Source organism: Pseudomonas sp. CFBP 13727, assembly GCF_014841915.1.
Classification (GTDB): domain Bacteria; phylum Pseudomonadota; class Gammaproteobacteria; order Pseudomonadales; family Pseudomonadaceae; genus Aquipseudomonas; species Aquipseudomonas baltica.
The window spans coordinates 116,741-140,907 of sequence record NZ_JACYUT010000005.1 but is presented as its reverse complement, the minus strand read 5'-3'; the positions used below and the strand labels follow the sequence as shown (position 1 = coordinate 140,907).

General features: G+C 60.3%; 25 protein-coding genes. 4 read left to right on the top strand and 21 right to left on the bottom strand.

Annotated elements, in window-relative coordinates; translation table 11 throughout:
• Window positions 1-5: 5 nt before the first annotated feature.
• On the bottom strand, window positions 6-971 hold the full coding sequence (locus IFT76_RS16260; protein ID WP_192059302.1) for a CobW family GTP-binding protein: 966 nt from the start codon (window positions 969-971) through the stop codon (window positions 6-8).
• 26 nt (window positions 972-997) lie between these two features.
• Between IFT76_RS16260 and IFT76_RS16255 the strand changes: the two genes are divergently transcribed.
• A complete protein-coding gene (locus IFT76_RS16255) occupies window positions 998-1,348 on the top strand; it encodes an NADH:ubiquinone oxidoreductase (RefSeq protein ID WP_192059300.1) in 351 nt (116 codons plus the stop codon).
• Between the two features lie 10 nt (window positions 1,349-1,358).
• On the opposite strand, the gene zigA is transcribed toward IFT76_RS16255, so the two are convergent.
• Both zigA and IFT76_RS16245 read right to left on the bottom strand, forming a co-directional pair.
• Entirely contained in the window at window positions 1,359-2,570 is a 1,212-nt protein-coding gene (zigA, locus tag IFT76_RS16250; protein WP_192059298.1) for a zinc metallochaperone GTPase ZigA, read from the bottom strand.
• Between the two features lie 155 nt (window positions 2,571-2,725).
• Window positions 2,726-3,235, bottom strand: a complete 510-nt coding sequence (locus IFT76_RS16245) for a DUF3617 domain-containing protein (RefSeq protein WP_446730997.1) — start codon at window positions 3,233-3,235, stop codon at window positions 2,726-2,728.
• Between the two features lie 165 nt (window positions 3,236-3,400).
• Here IFT76_RS16245 and cls point away from each other — a divergent pair, with 165 nt between their 5' ends.
• Both cls and IFT76_RS16235 read left to right on the top strand, forming a co-directional pair.
• On the top strand, window positions 3,401-4,840 hold the full coding sequence (gene cls / locus IFT76_RS16240; RefSeq protein WP_122480019.1) for a cardiolipin synthase: 1,440 nt from the start codon (window positions 3,401-3,403) through the stop codon (window positions 4,838-4,840).
• Window positions 4,841-4,965: 125 nt separating this feature from the next.
• Entirely contained in the window at window positions 4,966-6,252 is a 1,287-nt protein-coding gene (locus tag IFT76_RS16235; protein WP_192059296.1) for an acyltransferase family protein, read from the top strand.
• 161 nt (window positions 6,253-6,413) lie between these two features.
• On the opposite strand, the gene IFT76_RS16230 is transcribed toward IFT76_RS16235, so the two are convergent.
• From IFT76_RS16230 to IFT76_RS16200, 7 genes are all read right to left on the bottom strand, one after another.
• Entirely contained in the window at window positions 6,414-7,013 is a 600-nt protein-coding gene (locus tag IFT76_RS16230) for a HutD/Ves family protein (RefSeq protein ID WP_274603821.1), read from the bottom strand.
• A 24-nt stretch (window positions 7,014-7,037) separates the two neighbouring features.
• Entirely contained in the window at window positions 7,038-7,841 is an 804-nt protein-coding gene (gene hutG / locus IFT76_RS16225; protein ID WP_192059293.1) for an N-formylglutamate deformylase, read from the bottom strand.
• The gene (locus IFT76_RS16220) at window positions 7,838-9,262 is read right to left on the bottom strand and encodes a formimidoylglutamate deiminase (protein ID WP_342214345.1); all 1,425 of its coding nucleotides are present in this window, start codon (window positions 9,260-9,262) and stop codon (window positions 7,838-7,840) included. The genes hutG and IFT76_RS16220 overlap by 4 nt, the downstream gene beginning before the upstream one ends.
• Window positions 9,263-9,296: 34 nt before the next feature.
• Window positions 9,297-10,058: an amino acid ABC transporter ATP-binding protein gene (locus tag IFT76_RS16215; protein ID WP_446730999.1), complete on the bottom strand. Its 762-nt coding sequence runs from the start codon at window positions 10,056-10,058 to the stop codon at window positions 9,297-9,299.
• An 11-nt stretch (window positions 10,059-10,069) separates the two neighbouring features.
• Entirely contained in the window at window positions 10,070-10,735 is a 666-nt protein-coding gene (locus tag IFT76_RS16210) for an amino acid ABC transporter permease (RefSeq protein WP_122796681.1), read from the bottom strand.
• Window positions 10,736-10,816: 81 nt separating this feature from the next.
• Window positions 10,817-11,572 (bottom strand): transporter substrate-binding domain-containing protein, encoded by a 756-nt coding sequence (locus IFT76_RS16205; protein ID WP_185794634.1) that lies wholly within the window; start codon window positions 11,570-11,572, stop codon window positions 10,817-10,819.
• 60 nt (window positions 11,573-11,632) lie between these two features.
• Window positions 11,633-12,370: an IclR family transcriptional regulator gene (locus tag IFT76_RS16200; RefSeq protein WP_192059289.1), complete on the bottom strand. Its 738-nt coding sequence runs from the start codon at window positions 12,368-12,370 to the stop codon at window positions 11,633-11,635.
• A 206-nt stretch (window positions 12,371-12,576) separates the two neighbouring features.
• Between IFT76_RS16200 and IFT76_RS16195 the strand changes: the two genes are divergently transcribed.
• The gene (locus tag IFT76_RS16195; RefSeq protein ID WP_192059287.1) at window positions 12,577-13,107 is read left to right on the top strand and encodes a DUF1003 domain-containing protein; all 531 of its coding nucleotides are present in this window, start codon (window positions 12,577-12,579) and stop codon (window positions 13,105-13,107) included.
• Window positions 13,108-13,179: 72 nt separating this feature from the next.
• Here the strand turns inward: IFT76_RS16195 and glmS are convergent, their stop codons facing one another.
• The 11 genes from glmS to atpB form a co-directional block, all read right to left on the bottom strand.
• Complete coding sequence (glmS, locus tag IFT76_RS16190) at window positions 13,180-15,015, bottom strand: glutamine--fructose-6-phosphate transaminase (isomerizing) (protein WP_122480028.1); 1,836 nt, start codon at window positions 15,013-15,015, stop codon at window positions 13,180-13,182.
• An 11-nt stretch (window positions 15,016-15,026) separates the two neighbouring features.
• Complete coding sequence (locus IFT76_RS16185) at window positions 15,027-15,794, bottom strand: DeoR/GlpR family DNA-binding transcription regulator (protein ID WP_122480029.1); 768 nt, start codon at window positions 15,792-15,794, stop codon at window positions 15,027-15,029.
• A gap of 190 nt (window positions 15,795-15,984) precedes the next feature.
• A complete protein-coding gene (glmU, locus tag IFT76_RS16180) occupies window positions 15,985-17,352 on the bottom strand; it encodes a bifunctional UDP-N-acetylglucosamine diphosphorylase/glucosamine-1-phosphate N-acetyltransferase GlmU (protein WP_192059285.1) in 1,368 nt (455 codons plus the stop codon).
• A gap of 113 nt (window positions 17,353-17,465) precedes the next feature.
• Window positions 17,466-17,891: a F0F1 ATP synthase subunit epsilon gene (locus tag IFT76_RS16175; protein ID WP_043192055.1), complete on the bottom strand. Its 426-nt coding sequence runs from the start codon at window positions 17,889-17,891 to the stop codon at window positions 17,466-17,468.
• Window positions 17,892-17,933: 42 nt separating this feature from the next.
• Window positions 17,934-19,310 carry a F0F1 ATP synthase subunit beta gene (gene atpD, locus IFT76_RS16170; RefSeq protein WP_122480031.1) on the bottom strand — a complete coding sequence of 459 codons (1,377 nt, stop codon included), beginning with the start codon at window positions 19,308-19,310 and terminating at the stop codon, window positions 17,934-17,936.
• Between the two features lie 27 nt (window positions 19,311-19,337).
• Window positions 19,338-20,198, bottom strand: coding sequence for a F0F1 ATP synthase subunit gamma (atpG, locus tag IFT76_RS16165; RefSeq protein ID WP_043192052.1), 861 nt, complete (start codon window positions 20,196-20,198; stop codon window positions 19,338-19,340).
• A 50-nt stretch (window positions 20,199-20,248) separates the two neighbouring features.
• Window positions 20,249-21,793, bottom strand: coding sequence for a F0F1 ATP synthase subunit alpha (gene atpA, locus IFT76_RS16160; protein WP_122480032.1), 1,545 nt, complete (start codon window positions 21,791-21,793; stop codon window positions 20,249-20,251).
• Window positions 21,794-21,814: 21 nt separating this feature from the next.
• A complete protein-coding gene (locus IFT76_RS16155; protein ID WP_043192047.1) occupies window positions 21,815-22,351 on the bottom strand; it encodes a F0F1 ATP synthase subunit delta in 537 nt (178 codons plus the stop codon).
• A 12-nt stretch (window positions 22,352-22,363) separates the two neighbouring features.
• Window positions 22,364-22,834: a F0F1 ATP synthase subunit B gene (locus IFT76_RS16150; RefSeq protein WP_122480033.1), complete on the bottom strand. Its 471-nt coding sequence runs from the start codon at window positions 22,832-22,834 to the stop codon at window positions 22,364-22,366.
• 57 nt (window positions 22,835-22,891) lie between these two features.
• The gene (gene atpE / locus IFT76_RS16145; RefSeq protein ID WP_002555987.1) at window positions 22,892-23,149 is read right to left on the bottom strand and encodes a F0F1 ATP synthase subunit C; all 258 of its coding nucleotides are present in this window, start codon (window positions 23,147-23,149) and stop codon (window positions 22,892-22,894) included.
• A 134-nt stretch (window positions 23,150-23,283) separates the two neighbouring features.
• Window positions 23,284-24,153: a F0F1 ATP synthase subunit A gene (gene atpB, locus IFT76_RS16140; protein WP_122480034.1), complete on the bottom strand. Its 870-nt coding sequence runs from the start codon at window positions 24,151-24,153 to the stop codon at window positions 23,284-23,286.
• Between the last annotated feature and the right edge of the window lie 14 nt (window positions 24,154-24,167).

Genomic DNA, 24,167 nt, shown 5'->3' with positions numbered 1-24,167 from the left:
CGACGTCAGCGCTGCGATGGGTCGTCCACGCGTGCCTGCTGCAAGTTATCCTGAAGAGCGGCTGCGTCCTGCGGCGTATCGAATATCAGCTCCAAACGTGAATCACGACGCCATTCACTGGTTTTCCACTGCACCGACTGCCCCGCCAGCAGGTTGCTCGAAAACCATCCATTCGGGCTGTGGATAACCAGCTTGGCCCGTCGCCAAGACCAAGGGGCCAATGCGCGCTCCACTGCTGGCAAATCGAACTGCGTTCGGGCTTGCCATCGCCAGCCGATGCTCCAACCATCGCGGTGATCCTGCACCTGGCATTGCGGCTGGGACTTATCCACCCAGATTTCACCCATGGCTTGCGGGGGCTCCCTCAGCCTGTCCACAACCAGTGGCGCTGAATTATCCACAAGGGGTAACTGCTCGAACCGCACCTGATCGATATCGAGCCACAGCATTCGCTCTGTGGGTAACCCTGAGGTTATACACAAGCTCTGCGGCGCCGTTGCCTTGTTCATGATCACCAAGCCTGCCACTTCAGCCGCTTCGCGCTGTGCAGCTGGCAGCGCGACGCCTTTCGCAAGGGTCAGCGCGTCGAGCACCATCACCAGCGGTTGCACCGCCAGAACGCCGCGCCAGGGCGCTTCGCTCAGTTGCGAAAGGATCTGCAACGGATGCCCCAGGCCCGAGGGTTCAATGAACAGGCGATCCGGCCGGGCTTTGCGCAGCAGACGGCCCAAGCCGATCTGAAACGGCGCACCGTTCACGCAGCACAGACATCCTCCGGCGATTTCGCCGATTGCGATACCATCATCGGTGGTGGCAAGCAGCGCGGCGTCGATGCCCACCAGGCCGAATTCGTTGATCAGCACGGCCCAACGCTGGTTTGTCGGCTTGCACGCCAGCAGACGACGAATCAGGCTGGTCTTGCCGGCGCCCAAGGGGCCTGCGATGACATGGGTGGGGATGTTCTGCAGCATGGTCGGATATCTATGGAGGTTGAGCGATGCGTGTGTGGGGTTTGCTGGGGCTGCTGGCCAGTACCCAGGTGTGGGCCGAGGCCTGCGTGGTGCATAGCCAGGCAGAACGGGTAAGCGTCGAAGTGTGCCAGCAGAATCGCACTATACCGCCGAAGCTGTTCAAGGAAGGTTTTTGTCGACCCAACCTGCCGGGGCAGCAGGTCGAAGTGCAATTCATGGCGCAGTGCCCGAAAGGCGCCTACGGCATCTGCCGCGGCGCTCGGGTCGAGCGCATGCCCTATGAACAGGACATCCACTACTACGGTGTGGCGAGCGACGCCGCCTACCTCAAGCCGTTCTGCGAGCAAAACAGTCAGGGACAATGGATCTTGCCCTGAATAATCCGGATCACGCCTGCTGGCCTTGATCGTGCCACTCGCCGAACGGATCCGGCCAGTGCACCCAGGCCTGTGCACCCTGGGCCAGTTCCTCATCATCGAGCAGACACTGGTCCAGGGCGTGGCCCAACGCTGCGAAATCCATTTTCTGCCCAATGAATACCAGCTCTTGGCGGCAGTCTCCGGTGTCGGCCTGCCAGGTCTGCTGGATGGCAGCCACGCTCTCGACATCCTGCGGCCATTGCGTTTGCGGCACGAAACGCCACCAGAGGCCAGCGAAGCCATAACGCATCAACCCACCCGCCTGGGACCAGCTTCCTGCTTCCTGGGGTTTGCTGGCGAGCCAGAAAAAGCCTTTGGAGCGCAGCAGGCGGCCATTGGTCCAGGGTTTGTCGATGAAGTCGTGGAAGCGCTGCGGGTGGAACGGACGCCGGGCGCGGTAGGCCGTGGATGCAATGCCGTATTCTGCGGTTTCCGCAACATGCTCACCCCTGAGCACCTTCAGCCAGCCTGGCGCCTGCGCTGCGCGCTCGAAATCGAACAGCCCGGTGTCCAGAATGCGTGCCAGCGGCACCTGGCCCATGACCATGGGCATGACCTGCGCGCCGGGGTTGAGTGTGTGCAGTACTGCCATCAGCTCGGTGCGTTCAGCCTGACTGATCAGGTCGATCTTGCTGATGAGGATGACGTCGGCAAACTCCACCTGCTCCACCAACAGATCAGTGATGGCTCGCTCGTCGTCCTCTCCCAGGGTTTCGCCGCGCGTCGCCAGGCTTTCCGCTGCCTGATAGTCGAGCAGGAAATTGACCCCGTCGACCACCGTGACCATGGTGTCGAGCCGGGCCAGATCGGCCAGGCTCTGGCCGTGCTCGTCGCGGAAGGTAAAAGTCTCGGCCACCGGCAGCGGCTCGGAGATGCCCGTCGATTCGATCAGCAGGTAATCGAAACGCCCCTCGGCAGCCAGCTTGGCCACTTCTTCGAGCAGGTCTTCGCGCAACGTGCAGCAGATGCAGCCATTGCTCATTTCGACCAGTCTTTCTTCGGCCCGGTTGAGGCTGACGTTACGCTGCACTTCACTGCCGTCGATGTTGATCTCACTCATGTCGTTGACGATCACGGCAACGCGCAGATCTTCCCGGTTGCGCAGGATGTGATTGAGCAACGTGCTCTTGCCGGCCCCCAGGAAGCCGGACAGCACGGTGACGGGTAAACGGTTGGGCATGACGGACCTCATCGGTGACAGGTGCAACGAACGCTGCATCGCTTATATTGTTATAACATAACATATAAGTCCTCACTGACTTGATTCATTGTGCTTTAGGCAACAATTGCATGGCCGAGAAACGCGTGTTCCACGTGGAACACGCATTGCAGCCATCAGGTGCGAGGCTTCACTGACCCACAGTTGTTTCCCAACCAAACGGCGCGAGTGTTCATGCTGCCCTTCTGCGCGACGCCGGAGGCATTGAACGTGCCGTTAACCGTGGTAAGAAACTCTCTATCGCTGAGAAACTGGGCTTGCCCGGTACCCTGAGCCTTGGGGCAACTGAACTGAAATTTCCAGACATTGCCATTGCGCTCAGTGATCTTCTGCGTACAGCCGGACTTTGCATCTTGCAACGGAATGTCGTTGGTCTTCACCTGTTCAGGCGTCAGGCACGAGCGAATGCCATTGCCGCCCACCGTAATGCCCTGGTTGGCAAGCACGCCTTCCATCATTGCCCTTTGCTCGGGTGGAAGCATCTTCAGCTGGCCCAGCATCACCTGCATGTCAGGCAGCGGCTTGCCATCGACTTGCATGTTACTGGTGGTCATTTCCCATAGGCCCGGCTGGAGCATCTGCGCCTGTGCCCCGGTTGCCGAAAGGCCCACTACCAATGCAGCCATCGGCCATTTAAATCTCATCTGATTCCACTCCTCAAGAACGTTGGGAAAAGTGCGGGCATGGGTCTTTGACGTCGAAACGGGTGCCGAGTTGCGCGGTAATAAAAACGCGACAACCGCCACTGAACGTGGTCTGTTTAGCACAGCGCATCAAGGAGCCGCCGTGCAATGGATTATCACAGTCCGATTTTTTTTGGGTATCTATTTGGCCTGCTGCACGTGTTGGGCATCGCTGCCGCCGTTCATGCAGTTCTTACCGTACGCACCGCGCAAGGTTCGATTGCTTGGGCCTTATCGCTGTTGTTCATTCCCTACCTCACGTTGATCCCCTACCTGGTGTTTGGCCGCAGCACGTTCGACGCATACATCAAGGCCCGCCGGCATGCCAACAAGGAGATGCACACCGCCATCGCCGACATGGATTGGCGCCCCTGGATAGAGGAAGCACTTGCCGCACGCAAATCCACGTCTTACGCGTCACTCAGGGCCATGCCCAAACTTGGCCGGATGCCATGCCTGGCCAATAACCGGGTCGGTCTGCTGATCAATGGACACGCCACCTTCGATGCCATCTTTGCAGCCATCCGCGAAGCCCGGCGAGCGGTACTGGTGCAGTTCTTCATCATCCACGACGATCATATCGGCCGGCAGCTGCAAGGCTTGCTGCTGCAAAAGGCCTCCGAGGGGGTCGAGGTCTACGTGCTTTACGACCGAGTGGGGAGCCACGCCCTGCCCCGCGAATACGTCGAGCGGCTGCGCGAGGGTGGCGTCAATGTGAAAGCATTCGCTACCCAGAGCGGCTGGTTGAACAGGTTCCAGGTCAATTTCCGCAACCATCGCAAGATCGTCGTGGTGGACGGAGTAAAAGGCTTCATCGGTGGCCATAACGTGGGCGACGAATATCTGGGCGGCAACCCCAAGCTCTCGCCTTGGCGCGATACCCATGTGAGCATCAGCGGGCCGGTGATCGCCTGCCTGCAAGAGTCGTTTGCCGAAGACTGGTTCTGGGCAGCACGGGAATTGCCACCCTTGATCCTCCCCGAAGCGTATGAGGAAGACGGCGTGTTGTGCCAAGTGCTGGCCAGTGGCCCGGCCGACCCCTATGAAACCTGCTCGCTGTTTTTCGTTGAATCGATCCACGCTGCGAATGACAGAGTGTGGATAACCACTCCTTATTTCATACCGGACGAAGCGGTTTTTGCCGCACTGCGGTTGGCGGTACTGCGCGGGGTGGACGTCCGTATCCTGCTGCCCTCGCGTCCGGATCACAAAGTGGTGTATGCCGCATCCAGCCTGTTCGCGTTCGAAGCAGTGCGCGCCGGGGTGAAAATGTATCGCTATGGCCCAGGCTTTCTGCATCAGAAAGTGGTGCTGGTCGACGATGAAATTACGGCAATCGGCAGTGCCAATATGGACAACCGCTCGTTTCGTTTGAACTTCGAAATCATGTTGCTGACCGTCGATAAGGCATTCACCAGCGAAGTGGAACAGATGTTGCTCGATGATTTCGCCCAGTCACGAGAAATAGATGTCCGTGATAGCAAAGAGACACATCGTTTGGAAAAGCTCGGTATGCGAGTGGCGCGCTTGATTTCGCCTATCCTGTAGCGCGCAGTAGGCGAATTTGTCAGCTGATCGGCAACGAAGCCTGCCTTTAGACATATAAGGAAACATTGGAAACGCTTCGTGTACCATGAGCGGGCTTCGATATTACTAAAGGGAAGTGGACCTGCATGAACGCAGAGAAAGAGAGATTCATCGGTTTGGAATGGCTGCGGTTTTTCCTGGGCGTGTATCTGGTGATGTTCCACACGCTGCCGTTCTACGAGGAATACACACAGCTGAGTGGGTTGGTGGAATTCACCGAATTGGGTTTCTTTGCCACAAGCAGCTTTTTTGCGTTGTCCGGTTTTCTCCTCGCGCACGTCTACCTCGACGGTAACAAACTGCGGGAGCCGCCGGTCTCCTTCATGACCAAACGATTTGCCAACCTCTATCCGATCCACATATTCGGCCTCGCCAGCTGCGTGGTTCTGATATCGCTGACAGGCCTGTTCGACAGCAACACTGACCTGAGTGTGGCGTATCGTTCCGATGACCTGCTCAAGCGTACCGCGCCCGAGCTGCTCAAATACAAACTCAGCGATTTCCAGATAGCCGTGAATGCTGTGCTGCAGGTTACCCTGCTGCAGGCCTGGAACCCGGTTTACCTGGCCTACAACGGCCCGCTGTGGTCGATCTCGGCGCTGTTCTTCTTCTACCTGACATTCCCCTGGTTTGCGCCACGCCTGGCAGCCGCCAAACATAAGGTAGGGTTGCTGCTGATCATCTGGGCCGCCTGCCTGATCCCTCCATTGCTGGTGGTCCTCAATGAAGACTACAGCTCGATCTGGATTGGCTTCCTGCACCACTTCCCGTTGCTGCGGCTGCCGGTCTTTTTAGCAGGCATCGTCGCCTACCTGCTGTTTCGCGATTATCGGCTGATGGGTACCGGCCTGCGCGGGCCTCGCAAATTGATGGCGGTGATTGCCCTGGGCTTCGGTGTGGCGATCGCCGCCGAGGTCAACTGGCGAGGCGAGAGCCATTGGTATGTGCTGCTGCACAATGGCTTGCTGCTGCCGATGGTGCTCAGCGTCATCATCCTGTGCGCCATGGCCTCGAGTGCGCAAAGCGAGCGGCATATCAAATGGGCTCGCCGGCTGGGCGCCGCGTCACTGCCGATGTTCGCCCTGCACACGCCGATCTTCATCGTCTTCCGTCGCTTGGAAATGCTGGCGAACATCGACGTGAACCTGTGCTTCACCAATGCGGCGGCGTGCGTGGCAGAGGCCAAGGGGCATCCATTGTCGCTGACTTACTACCCGCTGCTGCTGCTGGCGTGCATCATTCTGTGCGTGATCTTTCAGGAGCAGATTGGCAACCGCACGCGGCAGTGGCTGTTGCAGGGTCCGTTGAGTCGCTGGGTGGTGAAGAGCAAGCGTGAGACGTCGGGCAACACCAACGCCCTGCGCGCAGCCTGAACATCGGGTGACTGTCCTTGCAGTTCAGGCGCTGCCTGAGCTGCAAGGGACCCACGCGCCGTTCCTAGCCCTGTACAGACTTCCAAAGGGCAAGCTGCAAAGGCTGATGTTGCAGGCGCGGGACGGTTCGCCCGACAAGGTGGACATTCAGCCGCTGCGGTTCAGCCCACCCTGTCCAGCTCAACCACGCACACCTGCGCGGCCGTACCCTCCAGGCTGTAACGCTGGCGCCGGCCGCTTGCGTTGGTGCAGCGCAACGTTGCCCGCGAGATTAACTCGTGTCTGCGTCCATCACTCGCGTCGGTCACCTGGACAGCATCTGAAGAGGCGTTGAAGAAAATCACCTCGGCCGCCACCGAGCTCAACACCACCACCGGATGGCAATCCACCCAGCGCAACGATGCCTGGATCCGATCGTGGCGGTAGATCAGATTGAAGTCCTCGATGGGTGAACCCAGCAACCGACACCGTACCTTCGCCCCACCGTCGAAACTCATAGGCTGGATGGGACCCAGCGCCCTGCTCTCCACCCCGTTCACTTCCAACACCATGCCATCGCCGTGCAGCACGGTGATGATCCGGCTATAACCGGCGAACACGGAGAAGGGTCCGTCGGCGCTGATCTGGGCAATCGACAGGCGCCAGTCATACCCGCTGTCATCGACGGAGCGCTGCCGGACAATTTCCAGGGTACTGCCGCCGCCGTTCTTCCACGGCATGGACGCGTAATCTTCGGGGCGGTATACGTGCGCATCGGTCATCGGAATCTGGCTACCAAAGGAATGTCAGGCAGGCTTGAACGCCATGAATCGCTCGATCAGTGCACGCAGTACCGGCTGGAGAGTCTCGACCTTGTCTGCTTGCAACCCGTAGGGGGCGGTTTCCTGCATGTAGGCTCGCTGTGCCAGCTCCAGCTGTACGGCGTGAACCCCTTGGGCCGGGTGGCCGTACTGGCGAGTGATGTAGCCGCCTTTGAAGCGGCCATTGAGTACCGCCGGCAACTGCGGAGCCAACCGCTCGGCCACGGCGAGCAGCTGCTCCCCGATGCCGGGTGCGCAGGCGCTGCCGTTGGCGGTGCCGAAGTTGAACACTGGTAACTGGCCTTCGAACAGGTGCGGGATGACCGAACGGATCGAGTGCGCGTCCCACAGCAGGGCGTAGCCATGGATCGCCTTGATTCGTTCCAATTGCTGCTGCAACGCTCGATGGTACGGCTGCCAGTAATGCTCCAAACGCTGTGCGATTTGTGCATCGTCTGGTTCGTGCCCCGGCTGGTACAGCGGCACGTCGTCGAATGTCGTCAGCGGGCATAGCCCGGTGGTGTTCTGGCCCGGATACAGGCTGGCGCCATCGGCAGGCCGGTTCAGGTCGATCACGTAGCGCGAAAAACGTGGACGCAACGTCGACGCGCCCAGAGCGACGGCGAAGTCGTACAACTCATGAATATGCCAGTCGGTGTCATCCACCGCCTGGCCGACCAGGCTGTAATGCGCTTTCAGCTCGTCCGGCAGCAAGGTGCCGACGTGAGGCATCGATATCAGCAGAGGGCCGACGCCCTGATGCAGCTCGAAGGTAGGTTCCCGATTCATAGCGTATGCTCCAGTAAATCGGCCAGGGTGGCGCGGTAGCCTTGCAGAGCCTGCACTTGCAGGGCGTGCTGGCCGTCATCGATGACCTGCCTGCCGCCGACGAAGACGTCGCGTACCAGATTGTTGCCGTGCTCGCAGAACACCAGCGAGGACAACAGCTGGGCTGGATGGGCCGGGGCGATATTGACGGCGTCGGAATCGATGACGACCAGGTCGGCACGCTGCCCCACCATCAGCCCGGCTACCGAGCGGCCGGTCGCCTGGGCCCCGCCCTTGACCGCCTGATCGAACAGGCGATCCGCCACCACCGGCGCGTCGGGGCTGGCCAGCACATTGCGCCGACGGTGCAACAGGCGCTGGCCGTATTCCAGCAGGCGTAGCTCGGCCCAGGGGTTGACGGCTACGTTGCTGTCCGAACCGATACCCCAACGGCCCTTGTCTGCCAGAAACCGCTGAGCGTCGAACAATCCATCGCCAAGATTGGCTTCGGTGCTCGGGCATAGCCCTACGGTGGCACCACTGCGCGCCAACGCTGCGTATTCAGCGTCGTCCATGTGGGTGGCGTGCACCAGGCACCAACGCGGGTCCAAGGGTTGGCGGTCCAACAGCCACTGCACCGGTCGCTGGCCGAGGATTGCCTCGCATTCCTCAACCTCGCGGGTCTGCTCGGCAATATGGATATGCACGGGCGCGCGCGGATCGTCGGCATCCAGGCCATCCATCAGTCTCGACAGGGACGCTTCGCTCACGGCACGTAACGAATGCGGCGCCACGCCATAACGCCGATTGCCGTTCTGCGGCATGGCTTTTTGCAGGTGCTGACGCAGCTCCAGAATCCACTCCGGTGAATTGATGAAACGACGTTGGTGCGGCAAGGGTTCTGCCTGGCCTAGCCCACCGTATTGGTAAAGCACGGGAAGCAGGGTCATGCCGATGCCTACTTCTTCGGCCGCCCGCACCACGCGCAGGGACAATTCGGCGGGGTTCGCGTAGGGCTGGCCGTCAGCGCCGTGGTGCACGTAATGAAACTCGCACACCGAGGTGTACCCGGCCTTGAGCATTTCGATGTACAGGTGCCGACCGATGGCCTGCAAGTGCCGAGGCTGCAAGCGCTGGGCAAATCGATACATCAGGGTACGCCAGCTCCAGAAGGAATCGGCGGGGTCGCCCAGGGTTTCGGTCAAGCCGGCCATGGCGCGCTGGAACGTGTGGGAGTGCAAGTTGGGCATGCCACTGATCACCGGGCCACGCGCCACCGGCGTGCCGGCCAAGGGCACGGCATCGCAGGCCACGGTGGTCAGATCGCCAGCGGCGTTCCAGCTCAGCAGTACATTGCGCTGCCAGCCACCAGGCAGCAAGGCGCTGTGGGCAAACAGACTGCCCTGGGCTTGGCTGGCAACTGAATCGATTGGTATATCCACAAAAACCTCTGGGCAGTGGCGCAAGCGCAAGCCATCAAAGAACGGGCGCTGCGTCTCGCGACAGCACGCTGTGCAGGAAACTGCGGGTCCGCGCTTCACGCGGTGCGGTGAACAGCTGCGCCGGTGGCGCGGCCTCGACAATCGCGCCTTGATCCATGACCACCACCACGTCAGCCACTTCCCGGGCAAATCCCATTTCGTGGGTAACGATGATCATGGTCATGCCTTCGCTCGCCAGGGTCTTCATGACCTGCAATACCTCGCCCACCAGCTCCGGATCCAGCGCCGAGGTAGGCTCGTCGAACAGCATGACCTTGGGCTCCATGGCCAACGCGCGGGCAATCGCAACGCGCTGCTTCTGCCCACCGGACAAAGTGCCGGGGTAAACCTGCGCCTTGTGCTCCAGGCCAACCTTGTTCAACAGGCGCAGCCCCTGCTCTTCGGCCGCTTGGCGCGATCTGCCGCGCAGGGCCATGGGCGCCAGGGTGATGTTGTCCAGCACGCTGAGGTGCGGGAACAGGTTGAACGACTGGAACACCATGCCGACTTCGCTGCGCAGGGCGTCCAGTTTGCTTTCCGACATCATCCTGCCCTGCTCCACCACGGTATGGCCACACGCGCGCAGCGTTCCGCCTTCGGCGGTTTCCAGGCCGTTCATGCAACGCAGGAAGGTGCTCTTGCCCGACCCGCTGGGACCGATCACCACCACGACCTGGCTGGCCTGTACGCTGAAGTCGATGTTGTGCAGCACCTGATGAGTGCCGAACGATTTGCTCAGGTTTTGAATATCGATAATGGCGGTGCTCATCACACTCTCCCGTCGGCGCGCAGCACCTTCTCGGTGCGGCGCAGGATCAAGGTGGTGATGCTGGTCAGCATCAGGTAGATGACGGCAATGGCCAGGTACACTTCGAGCGAACGGTAGGACACGCTGATGATCTTCTCGCCTTCGTGCATCACGTCGGCAATGGTGAGCAGTGACACCAGCGCCGAGTTCTTGATCAAGGCGATGAATTCGTTGCCCAGGGCGGGGATCATGCGCACGAAGGCTTGGGGCAGGATGACCTTGCGCATCGCCAGTTTGTGCGGCAGGCCCAGCGAGCGGGCGGCTTCCATCTGGCCCTTTTCCACCGACTGGATCGAACCCCTGACAATCTCCGAGACATAGGCCGCACTGTAGATGCCCAGGCCGAAAATTCCGCACACATAAGCGGGTAACTGAATGCCGAAGTGCGGCAGGCCAAAGAACAGAATGAACAGCTGCACCAGCAGCGGCGTGCCGCGGACCAGCGTCAAGTAAGTGGTACACAGCCCGTAGATCAGCGTGCGCTTGGGATTCAGCCGCCCCAGCCCGATCAACAGGCCCAGGACACAGCCCAGCACCAACGCGGCAGCGGTGATTTCGATGGTGGTCAGGGTACCGGAGGCGAGCGCGCGCCAGCCGTCCCAGACCGGGGAAAAGTCGAGATCCATGAGGTACTCCGCAGAGGCTTACGGTTGAAGGCGTAAAGTGTGCAGGCTCGTCGCAGCATCGGCCGAACCTGCAACGGCGACTTATTCTTTGGTGGTGCCGAACCACTTCTGGGTCAGTGCGGCGTATTCGCCATTGCTGCGCAGGGTTTTCAGCGCCTGGTTCATCTGCTGTTGCAGCGCGGTGTCATTCTTGCGAACGGCAAAACCGTACAGTTCGGTGGTCAGGCCTTCGTCCAGCACGCGGACCTTGGGCTGACGCTTGGCATATTCCACCGCCGCCGGGCGCCCGGTCACTGCAGCGTTCACCCGGCCAATGGCCAACAGGTCGAACATGGCCTGGTTCTTTTCCACTTCCACCACGCTCACTGCGGGGTAGTTGGTTTTCAGAAAGTCGATCGACTTGGTACCTACCTGGGCTGAAACCTTCTTGCCCGCGACCAGATCGCCGGGTTTATCGATGCTGGTGTCATCCTTCAGGACCAGCACAGCGAGGCCGCCGCGATAGTAGGAATCAGTGAAGTTGACCACCTTCTGCCGTTCTTCGGTCATGTAGATGGCCGACGCCGCCACGTCGAAGCGGTTGGAAATCAAGCCAGGGATCAGCCCCTTGAAGCCGATGTCGATCCACTCGACCTTCTTGTTCAGTTGCTTGCCGATGGCTTCGATCAATTCGATATCGAAGCCGGTGCGCTTGCCATCCTGCACGAACTCCATGGGTGGAAAGGTCGCATCGGTGCCGACACGCATCACTTCATCGGCTGCCTGGGCCGAGGTGCACAGCGAAGCCATCAGCGTCAGCGCGGCAGCCAGGGGGGTGAATAACTTCAACGCTTTCATCACGAATTCCTTCGGCAAGGGTAGGTCCGGTCAGGACCTGAAACATGGATTGGGCGGCAGTTAGAAGCGATTGCAGATGCGGCTGGCTGCTTTTCTGGTGAGACTGATCAATTCAGCCTCCCGTGGGCCAACGCGCAGTGACGGCGCCATCAACGTAATGGTGCCTTCCAGGGCACCGTCCGCCGAAATCAGCGGGACACTCACGCCCCAAACACCCAGATCGACCTCACTGTCACTGGTGGCGTAGCCATTCTTGCGAATTCGGGCGATCTCCTTTTCCAGCGCCGCGATGTCCATGGCGCCCTCCTGCGATTGCGTTTTCAGCAGTTGGCGCTGCACCGATTCGGGCAGAAACGCCAACAGGCTCTTGGCCGAGGCGCCCTGCATCATGGAGTGGGCGCGGCCCTTGGTGAACGAGCAACGCAGCGAGCTGCTGCTCTCCTCCATGGCGATGCACACCATCTGGCCGTTGCTGTACACCAACAAGCCGACGCTTTCGCCCGTGCGTTCAGCCAAGGCGCTGATCTCGTCGCGGCTCTGGCTGATCAGGTTGGAGGTCTGATCGAAACCCCACGCCAACTGCACGCCGGTCGCGCCTGGCTCGTACAGCCCCGTGGTCATGTGTTCTTGCAGCAGACCCCACTTCTTCAACGACGCCAGGTGCCGATAGACCGTGCTCAACGGCATCTGCACCTGCGCGGCAATGCGCTTGGCCGCAATCGGTTGCCCAGCCTTGGCCACGCAGGTCAGCACCTGCAGCACACGGTCGACAATGCTGGTGGTTCGTGGGTCGTTCATGACTGCACTATAAGAACAAATTCTCGATTCTGAAGGGGGATTCTCATTGGGTGGGAAAAAAACCTCCATGTCGCTGACATGGCACTGCATGGGCCACTGGTGAAATTCCACCGAACGCGCGGTGCCACAGGCACATCCGAGCATTCAGCGCTGCCGAATTCCATGGGATAGTGTCCGTCTTCCTCCCCATCTGAAGACCCTGCCCCATGGCCACCAAGCACCCACTTGAACCGCTGGCTCGACGCTTCCTCGGCAAACACCCGCATCAGCTCGAACCGGAAGAGCTCCACGTTCTCGAGCAGATGAAAAACCGGCTGCCGGTCAGCCGCGATGCCAGTGACGCCTCGGATGAAGTCGCAACGTTCGGTGAACGCCTGTCCGACCGGGTGGCGGCCATCGGCGGTTCATGGGCATTCATCATCGCCTTCACCATCATTCTGCTGGGCTGGATGCTGCTAAACACCGATGTGCTCGATCATTTCGGCCTGGCCTTCGACCCCTACCCGTACATCTTTCTCAACCTGATGCTCTCTACCGTCGCGGCCATCCAGGCGCCGGTGATCATGATGAGCCAGAACCGCCAGTCGGCCAAAGACCGCCTGGCCGCGAGCCTGGACTTCGAGGTGAACCTGCGCGCGGAGCTGGAAATCATGCGGCTGCATGAAAAGATCGACAAGGAGATCGTCGAGCGGCTGGATCGGATCCTGGCGAGTGTGGAGCCCAAGAGCAGCGTGTGAAGGTGCGCTTGGGCGTTCTGGGTAGGATCGGCTGATTTCTGCGATGACGGCACTTACCGCCTCACACCCCCCTCACTCCACCGTCACCGACTTCGCCAAATTACGCGGCTGATCCACGTCCGTACCCTTGAGCACCGCCACATAGTACGAAAGCAGCTGCAAAGGAATGGTATAGAGGATCGGCGCCAGTGCATCGATGATGTGCGGCATGGCCACCACATGGGTGCCGGGACCATTGCTAAGTTGCGCCTGCTCATCGGCGAAGACCACCAGCTCACCGCCGCGGGCACGGACTTCCTGCAGGTTGGACTTGAGCTTTTCCAGCAGCTCGTTGTTCGGCGCCACGGTTACCACGGGCATGTCCTTGTCCACCAGCGCCAGCGGCCCGTGCTTCAGCTCACCGGCCGGATAGGCTTCGGCATGAATGTAGGAGATTTCCTTGAGCTTCAGCGCGCCTTCCATCGCCACCGGGAATTGCGCACCGCGGCCCAGGAACAGCGTGTGATGTTTCTCGGCGAACAGCTCGGCGATGCGCTCGATGGTGGTGTCCATGGCCAGGGCTTCGCCCAGGCGTGTCGGCAGGCGGCGCAGTTCGGCCACCAGCTCGGCTTCCACGCCCTCTTCCAGCGTCCCGTGAACTTGACCAAGCGACAGCGTCAGCAGCATCAACGCAACCAGTTGAGTGGTGAAGGCCTTGGTCGAAGCGACACCGATTTCCGGACCTGCCTGGGTCAGCAAGGTCAGGTCGGACTCGCGCACCAAAGAGCTGATGCCGACGTTGCAGATCGCCAGGCTGCCGAGAAACCCCAATTGCTTGCCATTGCGCAGCGCGGCCAGGGTGTCGGCCGTTTCACCGGACTGTGAAATGGAAACGAACAGCGTGTCGGGCTGCACCACGACCTTGCGATAGCGGAACTCGCTGGCCACTTCGACCTGGCAAGGGATGCCGGCCAGGCCCTCGAGCCAATAGCGCGCAACCATACCGGCGTGATAGCTGGTGCCGCACGCCACGATCTGCACATTGCGCACCTTGGCGAACAGCTCGGCGGCCTGCGGACCGAAGGCCTGCACCAGCACCTGGTTCTGGCCCAGGCGACCTTCCAGGGTGCGCTGTACCACGGTGGGCTGCTCGTGGATCTCTTTCATCATGAAGTGGCGATACTCGCCCTTGTCGGCCGCCTCGGCGCCTTCGTGATACTGCACGCTTTCACGTTGCACAGGCATGCCGGCGGCATCCCAGATCTGCACGCTTTCACGGCGGATCTCGGCAATGTCACCTTCCTCCAGGTACATGAAACGGTCGGTCACCTGCCGCAGCGCCAACTGGTCTGAGGCGAGGAAGTTCTCGCCCATGCCCAGGCCGATGACCAGTGGACTGCCGCTGCGGGCGGCCACCAGACGGTCGGGTTGGTGCACGCTGATGGCCGCCAGGCCGTAGGCGCCGTGCAGTTGCTTGACCGTCGCCTTGAGCGCGTCGGCCAGGTCGGGCAATGCCTTGAGGGTGTGATGCAACAGATGCGCGATGACTTCGGTATCGGTCTGCGACGTGAATACGTAGCCCAGCTCCTTGAGCTGGGTGCGCAGGACTTCGTGATTCTCGATGATACCGTTATGCACCACTGCCACTTCAGCAGTGGAAAAGTGCGGATGGGCGTTCTGTTCGGTCGGCGCACCATGGGTGGCCCAACGGGTATGGGCGATGCCCAGCTTGCCGAGCAGAGGCTCATCCGCCAGCGCGGCCTGCAGTTCGGCTACCTTGCCGACACGACGCCGGCGCTGCACGCTGCCATCCTCGCTCAACACGGCTACGCCTGCGCTGTCGTAACCGCGATATTCCAGGCGCTTGAGGCCCTCGACCAGAATGGCAGTGATGTTGCGCTCCGCGATGGCGCCGACGATTCCACACATGTTCGCTTCTCCTAGCTGGTAGCGGCGAGCACGAGATCTATCCCGCGCGCCTGAATCTGATCGCGTGCTTCGAGGGGCAGGCGATCATCGGTAATGAGGGTGCTGATGCGGCCCCAGGGCAGCTCCAGATTGGGGATCCTGCGTCCGACCTTGTCGGACTCGACCATGACGATCACTTCGCGAGCGACTTCGGCCATCACCCGGCTCAGGCCCAGCAACTCATTGAAGGTCGTGGTGCCGCGCTCCAGATCGATGCCGTCGGCACCGATGAACAACTGGTCGAAGTCATAGGAGCGCAGCACTTGCTCGGCCACCTGGCCCTGGAACGATTCGGAGTGCGGATCCCAAGTGCCGCCGGTCATCAGCAAGACGGGCTCATGCTCCAATGCACTCAGGGCATTGGCGACGTGTAGCGAGTTGGTCATGACCACCAGGCCCGGCTGTTTGCCCAGCTCGGGAATCATCGCAGCGGTGGTGCTGCCACTGTCGATGATGATGCGCGCGTGCTCCTTGATGCGCATGACGGCGGCTCGGGCGATGGATTGCTTGATGGCCGAGACGCGCTGGCTCGGTTCGCCGATCAGCTCCTGCGGCATGGTCACCGCGCCGCCATAGCGACGCAGCAGCAGGCCGTGGCTTTCCAGGGCGGCAAGGTCCTTGCGGATGGTGACTTCGGACGTTGCGAAATGCCTCGCCAAGTTATCCACAGTCACTTCGCCCTGTTCATTGAGCAGGGCAAGGATGCTGTGACGACGTTGGGGCGTATTGCGCTTCGACATGGCCTAAGTTTCGATTCGAAAGATAACGAAGGCAATAGAAACCTAAACTGAAAGGTTCGTCAATGGTGTCATCGTATTTATCATGGCCTCTTCGCGGGCAGAGCCCGCTCCAACAGGGTCCTACCTGAAATTTTGTAGGAGCGGGCTCTGCCCGCGAATGGCCTTATACAATAGCTACACCTGTGGATAACTAAGGCTTCTTGACCTTCACCGGCCGCTTCCACCCTTCGATGTTACGCTGCCGCGCACGTGCCACGCCCAATTGCCCTGCAGGCACCTGTTGGGTGATGGTCGAACCTGCAGCAGTCGTCGATCCCGCCAAGATATCCACAGGTGCGACCAGCGCATTGTTGGAACCGATGAAAACGTCCTCACCAATGGTGGTTTTCCATTTGTTCGCGCCGTCGTAGTTGCAAGTGATGGTACCGGCGCCGATGTTGCTGTTGGCACCGATGTCCGCATCGCCCAGATAACTCAAGTGACCGGCCTTGGCGCCCTCGCCCATACGGGCATTCTTCAGCTCAACGAAGTTACCCACATGCGCCCGGGCTTCCAGCACCGTGCCGGGTCGCAGGCGCGCAAACGGGCCAGCATCGCTGCCTTCGTGCAGCACTGCACCGTCGAGATGGCTGTTGGCCTTGACCACCACGCCTCTGCCTAGCGTACTGTCCTTGATGTAGCAGTTGGGCCCGATGACCACATCGTCTTCGATCACCACCCGCCCTTCGAGCACCACATTGACATCGATCAACACGTCCCGACCCACGCTGACTTCACCGCGCACATCGAAGCGCGCCGGGTCGCGCAAGGTCACGCCCTGGGCCATCAACCGACGCCCTTCGCGCAACTGGTAGTGACGCTCCAGTTCCGCAAGTTGACGGCGGTCATTGGCGCCCTGCACCTCCATCGGATCCTGGGCGGTTTCAGTGGCCACCACCAAGCCATCGCTGACAGCCATGGCGATCACATCGGTCAGGTAATACTCACCTTGAGCGTTATTGTTGGACAGGCGCGCCAGCCACTCGGCCAGATGCTTGCCAGGCACTGCGAGAATGCCGGTGTTGCCTTCTCGAATGGCTTTCTGTGCATCGCTGGCGTCCTTGTGCTCGACGATAGCCTGCACCTTGCCATCCGCATCGCGCACGATGCGGCCGTAGCCCGTGGGATCGGCAAGCTCGACGGTGAGCAGGCCTAGCTGGTCGGCACTGACTTTCTGCAGCAGGCGCTGCAACGTCGCCACTTCGATCAGCGGAACGTCGCCGTAAAGTATCAATACATTGTCGGCTGTCAGGCCTGGCACAGCCTGGGCGACCGCATGGCCGGTGCCCAGCTGCCTGTCCTGCAGCACGAAATTCAGGTCGTCAGCGGCCAGGCGTTCACGTACCGCATCCGCACCATGGCCAATCACCACGTGGATGTTCTGCGGCTTGAGCTGGCGGGCGCTGTGGATAACATGGCCGAGCATTGAATTGCCGGCGACCGGGTGCAACACCTTGGGCAAGGCCGAGCGCATGCGCGTGCCTTGGCCGGCGGCGAGAATGACGATATCGAGAGACATGAACGGCTACCAGTCCGGAGAATGGCCAGCAGGCTGACCGGGGGAGAAAGTGCTGAAAAAGAAAAAGGGTAGCCGAGGCTACCCTTTTACTCAATCGCAAGTGAGTCGACGCATCAGCCGCCGAATTTCTTGCGGATCTGCTGGACGGTGCGCAGCTGAGCTGCAGCCTCGGCCAGGCGTGCGGCGGCAGATCCGTAGTCGAAGTCTGCGCCTTTTTCGTTCAGGGCCTTCTCGGCAGCCTTGACGGCTTCCTGAGCGGAAGCTTCATCCAGGTCGGCAGCACGCTGCACGGTGTCGGCAAGAACCTTGACCATGTTCGGCTGAACCTCGAGGAAACCACCAGAGATGTAGAACACCTCGGCTTCGCCACCCTGCTTGATCAGGCGGATCGGACCTGGCTTGAGATCGGTGATCAGCGGGGCGTGGCCTGGAGCGATACCGATATCACCCAGGTTACCGTGCGCAATCACCATCTCGACCAGACCGGAAAAGATTTCTCCTTCCGCGCTGACAATATCGCAATGGACTGTCATAGCCATACTTGCCTCAACCTGATTAGCGCCCGTCGCCGGGCGCCAGGATTACAGTTTCTTGGCTTTCTCGATCGCTTCTTCGATGCCGCCGACCATGTAGAACGCTTGTTCCGGCAGGTGGTCGTAGTCGCCGTTGAGGATGCCTTTGAAGCCTGCGATGGTGTCTTTCAGGGAAACGTATTTACCCGAGGCACCGGTGAAGACTTCAGCCACGAAGAACGGCTGCGACAGGAAGCGCTGGATCTTACGAGCGCGGGATACCAACTGCTTGTCGGTTTCCGACAGCTCGTCCATACCCAGGATCGCAATGATGTCCTTCAGCTCTTTGTAGCGCTGCAGCACATACTGAACGCCGCGAGCGGTGTCGTAGTGCTCCTGGCCGATCACGTTCGGGTCCAGCTGGCGCGAAGTCGAGTCCAGTGGATCGACCGCTGGGTAGATACCCAGGGAGGCGATGTCACGGGACAGTACGACGGTGGCGTCCAAGTGGGCGAAGGTGGTCGCAGGCGACGGGTCGGTCAAGTCATCCGCAGGTACGTATACCGCCTGGATCGAGGTGATCGAACCTTCCTTGGTCGAAGTGATGCGTTCCTGCAGAACGCCCATCTCTTCGGCCAGGGTCGGCTGGTAGCCTACTGCCGATGGCATACGGCCCAGCAGTGCGGACACTTCGGTACCGGCCAGGGTGTAACGATAGATGTTGTCGACGAACAGCAGAACGTCGTTACCTTCGTCACGGAATTTCTCGGCCATGGTCAGACCGGTCAGGGCGACGCGCAGACGGTTGCCCGGCGGCTCGTTCATCTGTCCGTAGACAAGGGCTACCTTGTCCAGAACGTTGGAGTCCTTCATCTCGTGGTAGAAGTCGTTACCCTCACGGGTACGCTCGCCCACACCGGCGAACACGGAATAACCGCTGTGCTCGATGGCGATGTTACGGATCAGCTCCATCATGTTCACGGTCTTGCCGACACCGGCACCACCGAACAGACCGACTTTACCGCCCTTGGCGAACGGGCAGACCAGGTCGATGACCTTGATGCCGGTTTCCAACAGGTCGTTGCCGCCTGCCTGGTCCGCGAAGGAAGGTGCCGGACGGTGAATGCCCCAGCGCTCTTCGGTATCGATCGGGCCCGCTTCGTCGATCGGGTTGCCCAGTACGTCCATGATCCGGCCCAGGGTGGCCTTGCCAACGGGTACGGAAATGGCTGCGCCGCTGTCGAGTACGTTCAGGCCGCGTTTGAGGCCTTCGGTGGAACCCATGGCAATGGTACGAACCACGCCGTCGCCCAGCTGCTGCTGGACTTCGAGGGTGGTTTCAGCGCCTTGTACCTTCAGCGCGTTGTAGATGCTCGGTACGCTGTCGCGTGGAAATTCCACGTCGATAACGGCGCCGATGATTTGAACGATACGTCCGCTACTCATAGCTGGATCCTCTGAATATTTGAACCGTTAAACCGCGGCAGCGCCGCCGACGATTTCCGAGATCTCTTGGGTGATCGCAGCCTGACGCGCCTTGTTGTAGATCAGCTGCAAATCGCTGATCAGGTCGCCGGCGTTGTCGGTTGCATTCTTCATCGCGATCATCCGCGCCGCTTGTTCAGCAGCGTTGTTCTCGACCACCGCCTGGTACACCTGCGACTCCACGTAACGCACCATCAGGCCTTCCAGCAGCTCTTTGGCGTCGGGTTCGTACAGGTAATCCCAGTGGTGCTTGAGTTCTTGATCCGGGGTTGCCTCCAACGGGATCAACTGCTCCACCGTCGGTTGTTGCGTCATGGTATTGATGAACTTGTTGGACACCACGGACAGGCGATCGATACGGCCTTCCAGGTACGCGTCCAGCATCACCTTGACGCTGCCGATCAGATCATTGATCGACGGCTCTTCGCCCAGATGGCTGATCGCTGCCACGACGTTGCCGCCGAAGTTGCGAAAGAACGCTGCACCCTTGCTGCCGATCACGCACAGGTCGATTTCGACGCCGCGTTCGCGATTGGCCGCCATGTCCTTGACCAGGGCCTTGAACAGGTTGGTGTTCAAGCCGCCGCACAGACCACGGTCACTGCTCACCACGATATAGCCGACGCGCTTGACGGCGCGTTCGATCATGAACGGGTGGCGGTATTCCGGGTTGGCGTTGGCCAGATGTCCAATCACCTGGCGGATACGTTCCGCGTAGGGACGGCTGGCTGCCATGCGCATTTGTGCCTTGCGCATTTTGCTGACCGCCACTTTTTCCATGGCGCTGGTAATTTTTTGCGTGCTTTTGATGCTCGCAATCTTACTGCGAATCTCTTTTGCGCCTGCCATGTAACACCTATCAGGTTAGCAAGCAGGGGCCTTGCGGCCCCTGCTGCGGCTTACCAGGTTTGGGTGGCCTTGAACTTCTCGATACCGGCCTTGAGGCCCGCGTCGATTTCGTCATTGAAGTCACCCTTCACGTTGATCTTCGCCAACAGGTCGGCGTGATCGCGGTTGAAGTAAGCAATCAGGGCCTGCTCGAAGCTACCTACCTTGGCGATCTCGACGTCAGTCAGGAAACCACGCTCGGCGGCATACAGCGACAGCGCCATGTCGGCGATCGACATTGGCGAGTACTGCTTCTGCTTCATCAGCTCGGTCACGCGCTGGCCGTGTTCGAGCTGCTTGCGGGTGGCTTCGTCCAGGTCAGACGCGAACTGGGCGAATGCCGCCAGTTCACGGTACTGAGCCAGAGCGGTACGGATACCACCGGACAGCTTCTTGATGATCTTGGTCTGAGCGGCACCACCTACGCGGGATACCGAAACACCGGCGTTCACTGCAGGGCGGATGCCCGAGTTGAACATGGCCGATTCCAGGAAGATCTGACCGTCGGTGATGGAAATCACGTTGGTCGGAACGAACGCGGAAACGTCGCCAGCCTGGGTTTCGATGATCGGCAACGCGGTCAGGGAACCGGTCTTGCCGGTCACTGCGCCGTTGGTGAACTTCTCGACGTACTCTTCGGAAACGCGCGAAGCACGCTCCAGCAAGCGGGAGTGGAGATAGAACACGTCGCCTGGGTAGGCTTCACGACCTGGTGGACGGCGCAGCAGCAGGGAAATCTGGCGGTAGGCCACTGCTTGCTTGGACAGATCGTCGTAGACGATCAGTGCGTCTTCACCGCGGTCACGGAAGAACTCGCCCATGGTGCAGCCGGAGTACGGCGCGAGGAACTGCAGCGCAGGAGATTCCGAGGCACTGGCAGCCACCACGATGGTGTTGGCCAGGGCGCCGTTTTCTTCCAGCTTGCGTACTACGTTGGCGATGGTCGACTGCTTCTGACCGATGGCGACGTAGACGCAGAAGATACCGGAGTTCTTCTGGTTGATGATCGCGTCGATCGCCAGAGCGGTCTTGCCGATCTGACGGTCGCCGATGATCAGCTCGCGCTGGCCACGGCCGACAGGGATCATGGCGTCGACGGCCTTGTAGCCAGTCTGCACAGGCTGGTCTACCGACTTACGCCAGATAACGCCCGGTGCAACCTTTTCGACCGCGTCGGTCTCGGTGTTGCCCAGCGGACCCTTGCCATCGACAGGGTTGCCCAGTGCGTCGACGACGCGACCCAGCAGTTCCTTGCCAACCGGAACTTCCAGGATGCGGCCGGTGCACTTGGCGCTCATGCCTTCGGCCAGACTGGTGTACGCGCCCAGTACCACGGCGCCTACGGAGTCCTGCTCCAGGTTGAGTGCCATGCCGAAGACGCCGCCTGGAAACTCGATCATTTCGCCGTACATGACGTCGGCCAGACCGTGGATCCGTACGATACCGTCGGAAACGCTGACGACGGTGCCTTCGTTACGGGCTTGGGAAGTCACATCGAGCTTGTCGATGCGACCCTTGATGATTTCACTTATTTCGGAAGGATTGAGTTGCTGCATTGCTCTGCTGCCCCTTCAAACTCAAGATTTCAATGCTTCGGCCAGTTTCGCGAGTTTGCCGCGAATCGAGCCATCGATAACCAGGTCGCCGGCGCGGATGACGACGCCACCTATCAGGCTGGCATCCTCCGCAACTTGCAGGCGCACTTCCCGGTCGAGTCGTGCACTGAGAACCTTGGCGAGTTTGTCTTGCTGTTCTTGGTTCAATGCGAAGGCACTGGTGACTTCCACGTCGACCGATTTTTCCTGCTCGGCCTTGTACAGGTCGAACAGCTCGGCGATCTCCGGCAACAGCAGGAGACGGTCGTTTTCGGCAACGACGTGAATGAAATTCTGTGCCTTGGCATCGAACTTGTCGCCGCACACGTCAATGAACGTGGCGGCCTTGTCTGCGCTCGTCAGTCGCGGGGCCTTGAGCAGGCTCTGCATGGTGGCGTCTTGCGCCACCGCTGCAGCCAGGCCGAGCATGGCTGACCAATTGGCCAGCTGCTGGTGGGCCTGAGCGTGCTCGAAGGCCGCCTTAGCGTAAGGTCGGGCCAACGTGGTCAGTTCTGCCATGATCGCCCTCGCTTAGATTTCAGCAGCCAGTTTGTTAACCAGCTCCGCGTGCGCGTTTTGATCGATTGTGGCGCCCAGAATCTTCTCGGCACCGCCCACGGCCAGCATACCCAGTTGGGCACGCAGCGCGTCTTTGACGCCGTTCAGTTCCTGCTCGATCTCGGCTTGAGCCTGCACTTTCACACGGTCAGCGTCGATACGGGCCTTTTCAACGGCCTCTTCGACGATCTGGTTGCCGCGTTTCTTTGCCTGCTCAATGATTTCGGCTGCCTGAGCTTTCGCTTCGCGCAGTTGATGACCCACTTTCTCTTGGGCCAACTCCAGGTCGCGAGCTGCTCGGCTGGCAGCGTCCAAACCATCAGCGATCTTCTTCTGACGTTCGTGCAAAGCCGCGATGACCGGAGGCCACACGAACTTCATGCAGAACAGCACAAAAATGAAGAACGCAACGGTCTGGCCAATCAGGGTTGCATTAATGTTCACGCCAACACCTCGCTCGTTCTTTGTCCATCACACCAATCCACTCGAAGGTTCGAGAGATCAGCCAGCGAGTTGACCAACGAAGGGGTTCGCGAAGGTGAAGAACAGAGCGATACCAACACCGATCATGGTCACGGCGTCGAGCAGACCGGCGACGATGAACATTTTGACTTGCAGCATCGGAACCATTTCTGGCTGGCGAGCAGCGCCTTCCAGGAACTTGCCGCCCAGCAGGCCGAAGCCGATAGCGGTACCCAGTGCGCCCAGGCCGATCAGCAGAGCAACAGCGATAGCGGTTAGACCAACTACAGTTTCCATCTTTCCTCCCGACTTTTTACGTCGTCTTTTGCTTGGTTTTTAGGTTTTAAAGCGGTGTTACAAACCGGTGTTTCGGCCCGGAGGGGCCTCCCTCGCGCCAGGGCGCGAGGGGCATCAGACTCGCCAGGCGGGTCTCAATGATTTTCTTCGTGTGCCATCGAAAGGTAGACGATGGTCAGCATCATGAAGATGAATGCCTGCAGCGTGATGATCAGGATGTGGAACACGGCCCACGCCCACTGCAGCACGACGCCCAGGCCGCTGAGCCACAACAGGCCGCTGCCGAACATCACGGCGATCAGGATGAACACCAGCTCGCCGGCGTACATGTTGCCGAACAGTCGCAGTGCCAGCGAGATCGGCTTGGCGATCAGGGTGACGAATTCGAGCAGGAAGTTCACCGGGATCAGCAGGATCTTGGCGAAGATGTTCTTGCTGCCGAACGGATGCAGGGTCAGCTCGCCGATGAAGCCGCCCAGGCCCTTGACCTTGATGCTGTAGAAGATGATCAGCGCGAATACCGACAGGGCCATGCCCAGGGTCGCGTTCGGATCGGTGGTCGGCACGGCGCGGAACGGAATGTGCGAGTCGCCGGAGATCCAGGCCGCAGCCATCGGGATCCAGTCGACCGGAACCAGGTCGATGGCGTTCATCAGGAACACCCAGACGAAGATCGTCAGCGCCAGCGGCGCGATCACCGCACTGCGGCCATGGAAGCTGTCACGCACGCTGCCATCGACGAACTCGACCAGCACCTCGACGAAGTTCTGCAGGGCGCCCGGCTGACCGGACGTTGCCTTCTTCGCCGCCATGCGGAAGATCAGGATGAAGATCAGGCCCAGGGCAACCGACCAGCCAAGGGTATCGACGTGGAACGCCCAAAACCCCATTTCCTTGGCTTCTGCAGCGGTGTGGGCAAAGCCCCAGCCGCCTTCTGGTAGCTGACCGAAGGTCAAGTTCTGCAAGTGGTGCTGGATATAGCCCGAAGCGGTTGTTTCTGCCATGGTTGCCTCAAACG

What these genes read in the sequence shown, in the direction of transcription:
- IFT76_RS16260 (WP_192059302.1), bottom strand. Translation starts at nt 971, where the DNA reads ATGCTGCAGAACATCCCCACCCATGTCATCGCAGGCCCCTTGGGCGCC.
- IFT76_RS16255 (WP_192059300.1), top strand. Translation starts at nt 998, where the DNA reads ATGCGTGTGTGGGGTTTGCTGGGGCTGCTGGCCAGTACCCAGGTGTGG.
- zigA (WP_192059298.1), bottom strand. Translation starts at nt 2,570, where the DNA reads ATGCCCAACCGTTTACCCGTCACCGTGCTGTCCGGCTTCCTGGGGGCC.
- IFT76_RS16245 (WP_446730997.1), bottom strand. Translation starts at nt 3,235, where the DNA reads ATGGCTGCATTGGTAGTGGGCCTTTCGGCAACCGGGGCACAGGCGCAG.
- cls (WP_122480019.1), top strand. Translation starts at nt 3,401, where the DNA reads ATGGATTATCACAGTCCGATTTTTTTTGGGTATCTATTTGGCCTGCTG.
- IFT76_RS16235 (WP_192059296.1), top strand. Translation starts at nt 4,966, where the DNA reads ATGAACGCAGAGAAAGAGAGATTCATCGGTTTGGAATGGCTGCGGTTT.
- IFT76_RS16230 (WP_274603821.1), bottom strand. Translation starts at nt 7,013, where the DNA reads ATGACCGATGCGCACGTATACCGCCCCGAAGATTACGCGTCCATGCCG.
- hutG (WP_192059293.1), bottom strand. Translation starts at nt 7,841, where the DNA reads ATGAATCGGGAACCTACCTTCGAGCTGCATCAGGGCGTCGGCCCTCTG.
- IFT76_RS16210 (WP_122796681.1), bottom strand. Translation starts at nt 10,735, where the DNA reads ATGGATCTCGACTTTTCCCCGGTCTGGGACGGCTGGCGCGCGCTCGCC.
- IFT76_RS16205 (WP_185794634.1), bottom strand. Translation starts at nt 11,572, where the DNA reads ATGAAAGCGTTGAAGTTATTCACCCCCCTGGCTGCCGCGCTGACGCTG.
- IFT76_RS16200 (WP_192059289.1), bottom strand. Translation starts at nt 12,370, where the DNA reads ATGAACGACCCACGAACCACCAGCATTGTCGACCGTGTGCTGCAGGTG.
- IFT76_RS16195 (WP_192059287.1), top strand. Translation starts at nt 12,577, where the DNA reads ATGGCCACCAAGCACCCACTTGAACCGCTGGCTCGACGCTTCCTCGGC.
- glmS (WP_122480028.1), bottom strand. Translation starts at nt 15,015, where the DNA reads ATGTGTGGAATCGTCGGCGCCATCGCGGAGCGCAACATCACTGCCATT.
- IFT76_RS16185 (WP_122480029.1), bottom strand. Translation starts at nt 15,794, where the DNA reads ATGTCGAAGCGCAATACGCCCCAACGTCGTCACAGCATCCTTGCCCTG.
- glmU (WP_192059285.1), bottom strand. Translation starts at nt 17,352, where the DNA reads ATGTCTCTCGATATCGTCATTCTCGCCGCCGGCCAAGGCACGCGCATG.
- IFT76_RS16175 (WP_043192055.1), bottom strand. Translation starts at nt 17,891, where the DNA reads ATGGCTATGACAGTCCATTGCGATATTGTCAGCGCGGAAGGAGAAATC.
- atpD (WP_122480031.1), bottom strand. Translation starts at nt 19,310, where the DNA reads ATGAGTAGCGGACGTATCGTTCAAATCATCGGCGCCGTTATCGACGTG.
- atpG (WP_043192052.1), bottom strand. Translation starts at nt 20,198, where the DNA reads ATGGCAGGCGCAAAAGAGATTCGCAGTAAGATTGCGAGCATCAAAAGC.
- atpA (WP_122480032.1), bottom strand. Translation starts at nt 21,793, where the DNA reads ATGCAGCAACTCAATCCTTCCGAAATAAGTGAAATCATCAAGGGTCGC.
- IFT76_RS16155 (WP_043192047.1), bottom strand. Translation starts at nt 22,351, where the DNA reads ATGGCAGAACTGACCACGTTGGCCCGACCTTACGCTAAGGCGGCCTTC.
- atpE (WP_002555987.1), bottom strand. Translation starts at nt 23,149, where the DNA reads ATGGAAACTGTAGTTGGTCTAACCGCTATCGCTGTTGCTCTGCTGATC.
- atpB (WP_122480034.1), bottom strand. Translation starts at nt 24,153, where the DNA reads ATGGCAGAAACAACCGCTTCGGGCTATATCCAGCACCACTTGCAGAAC.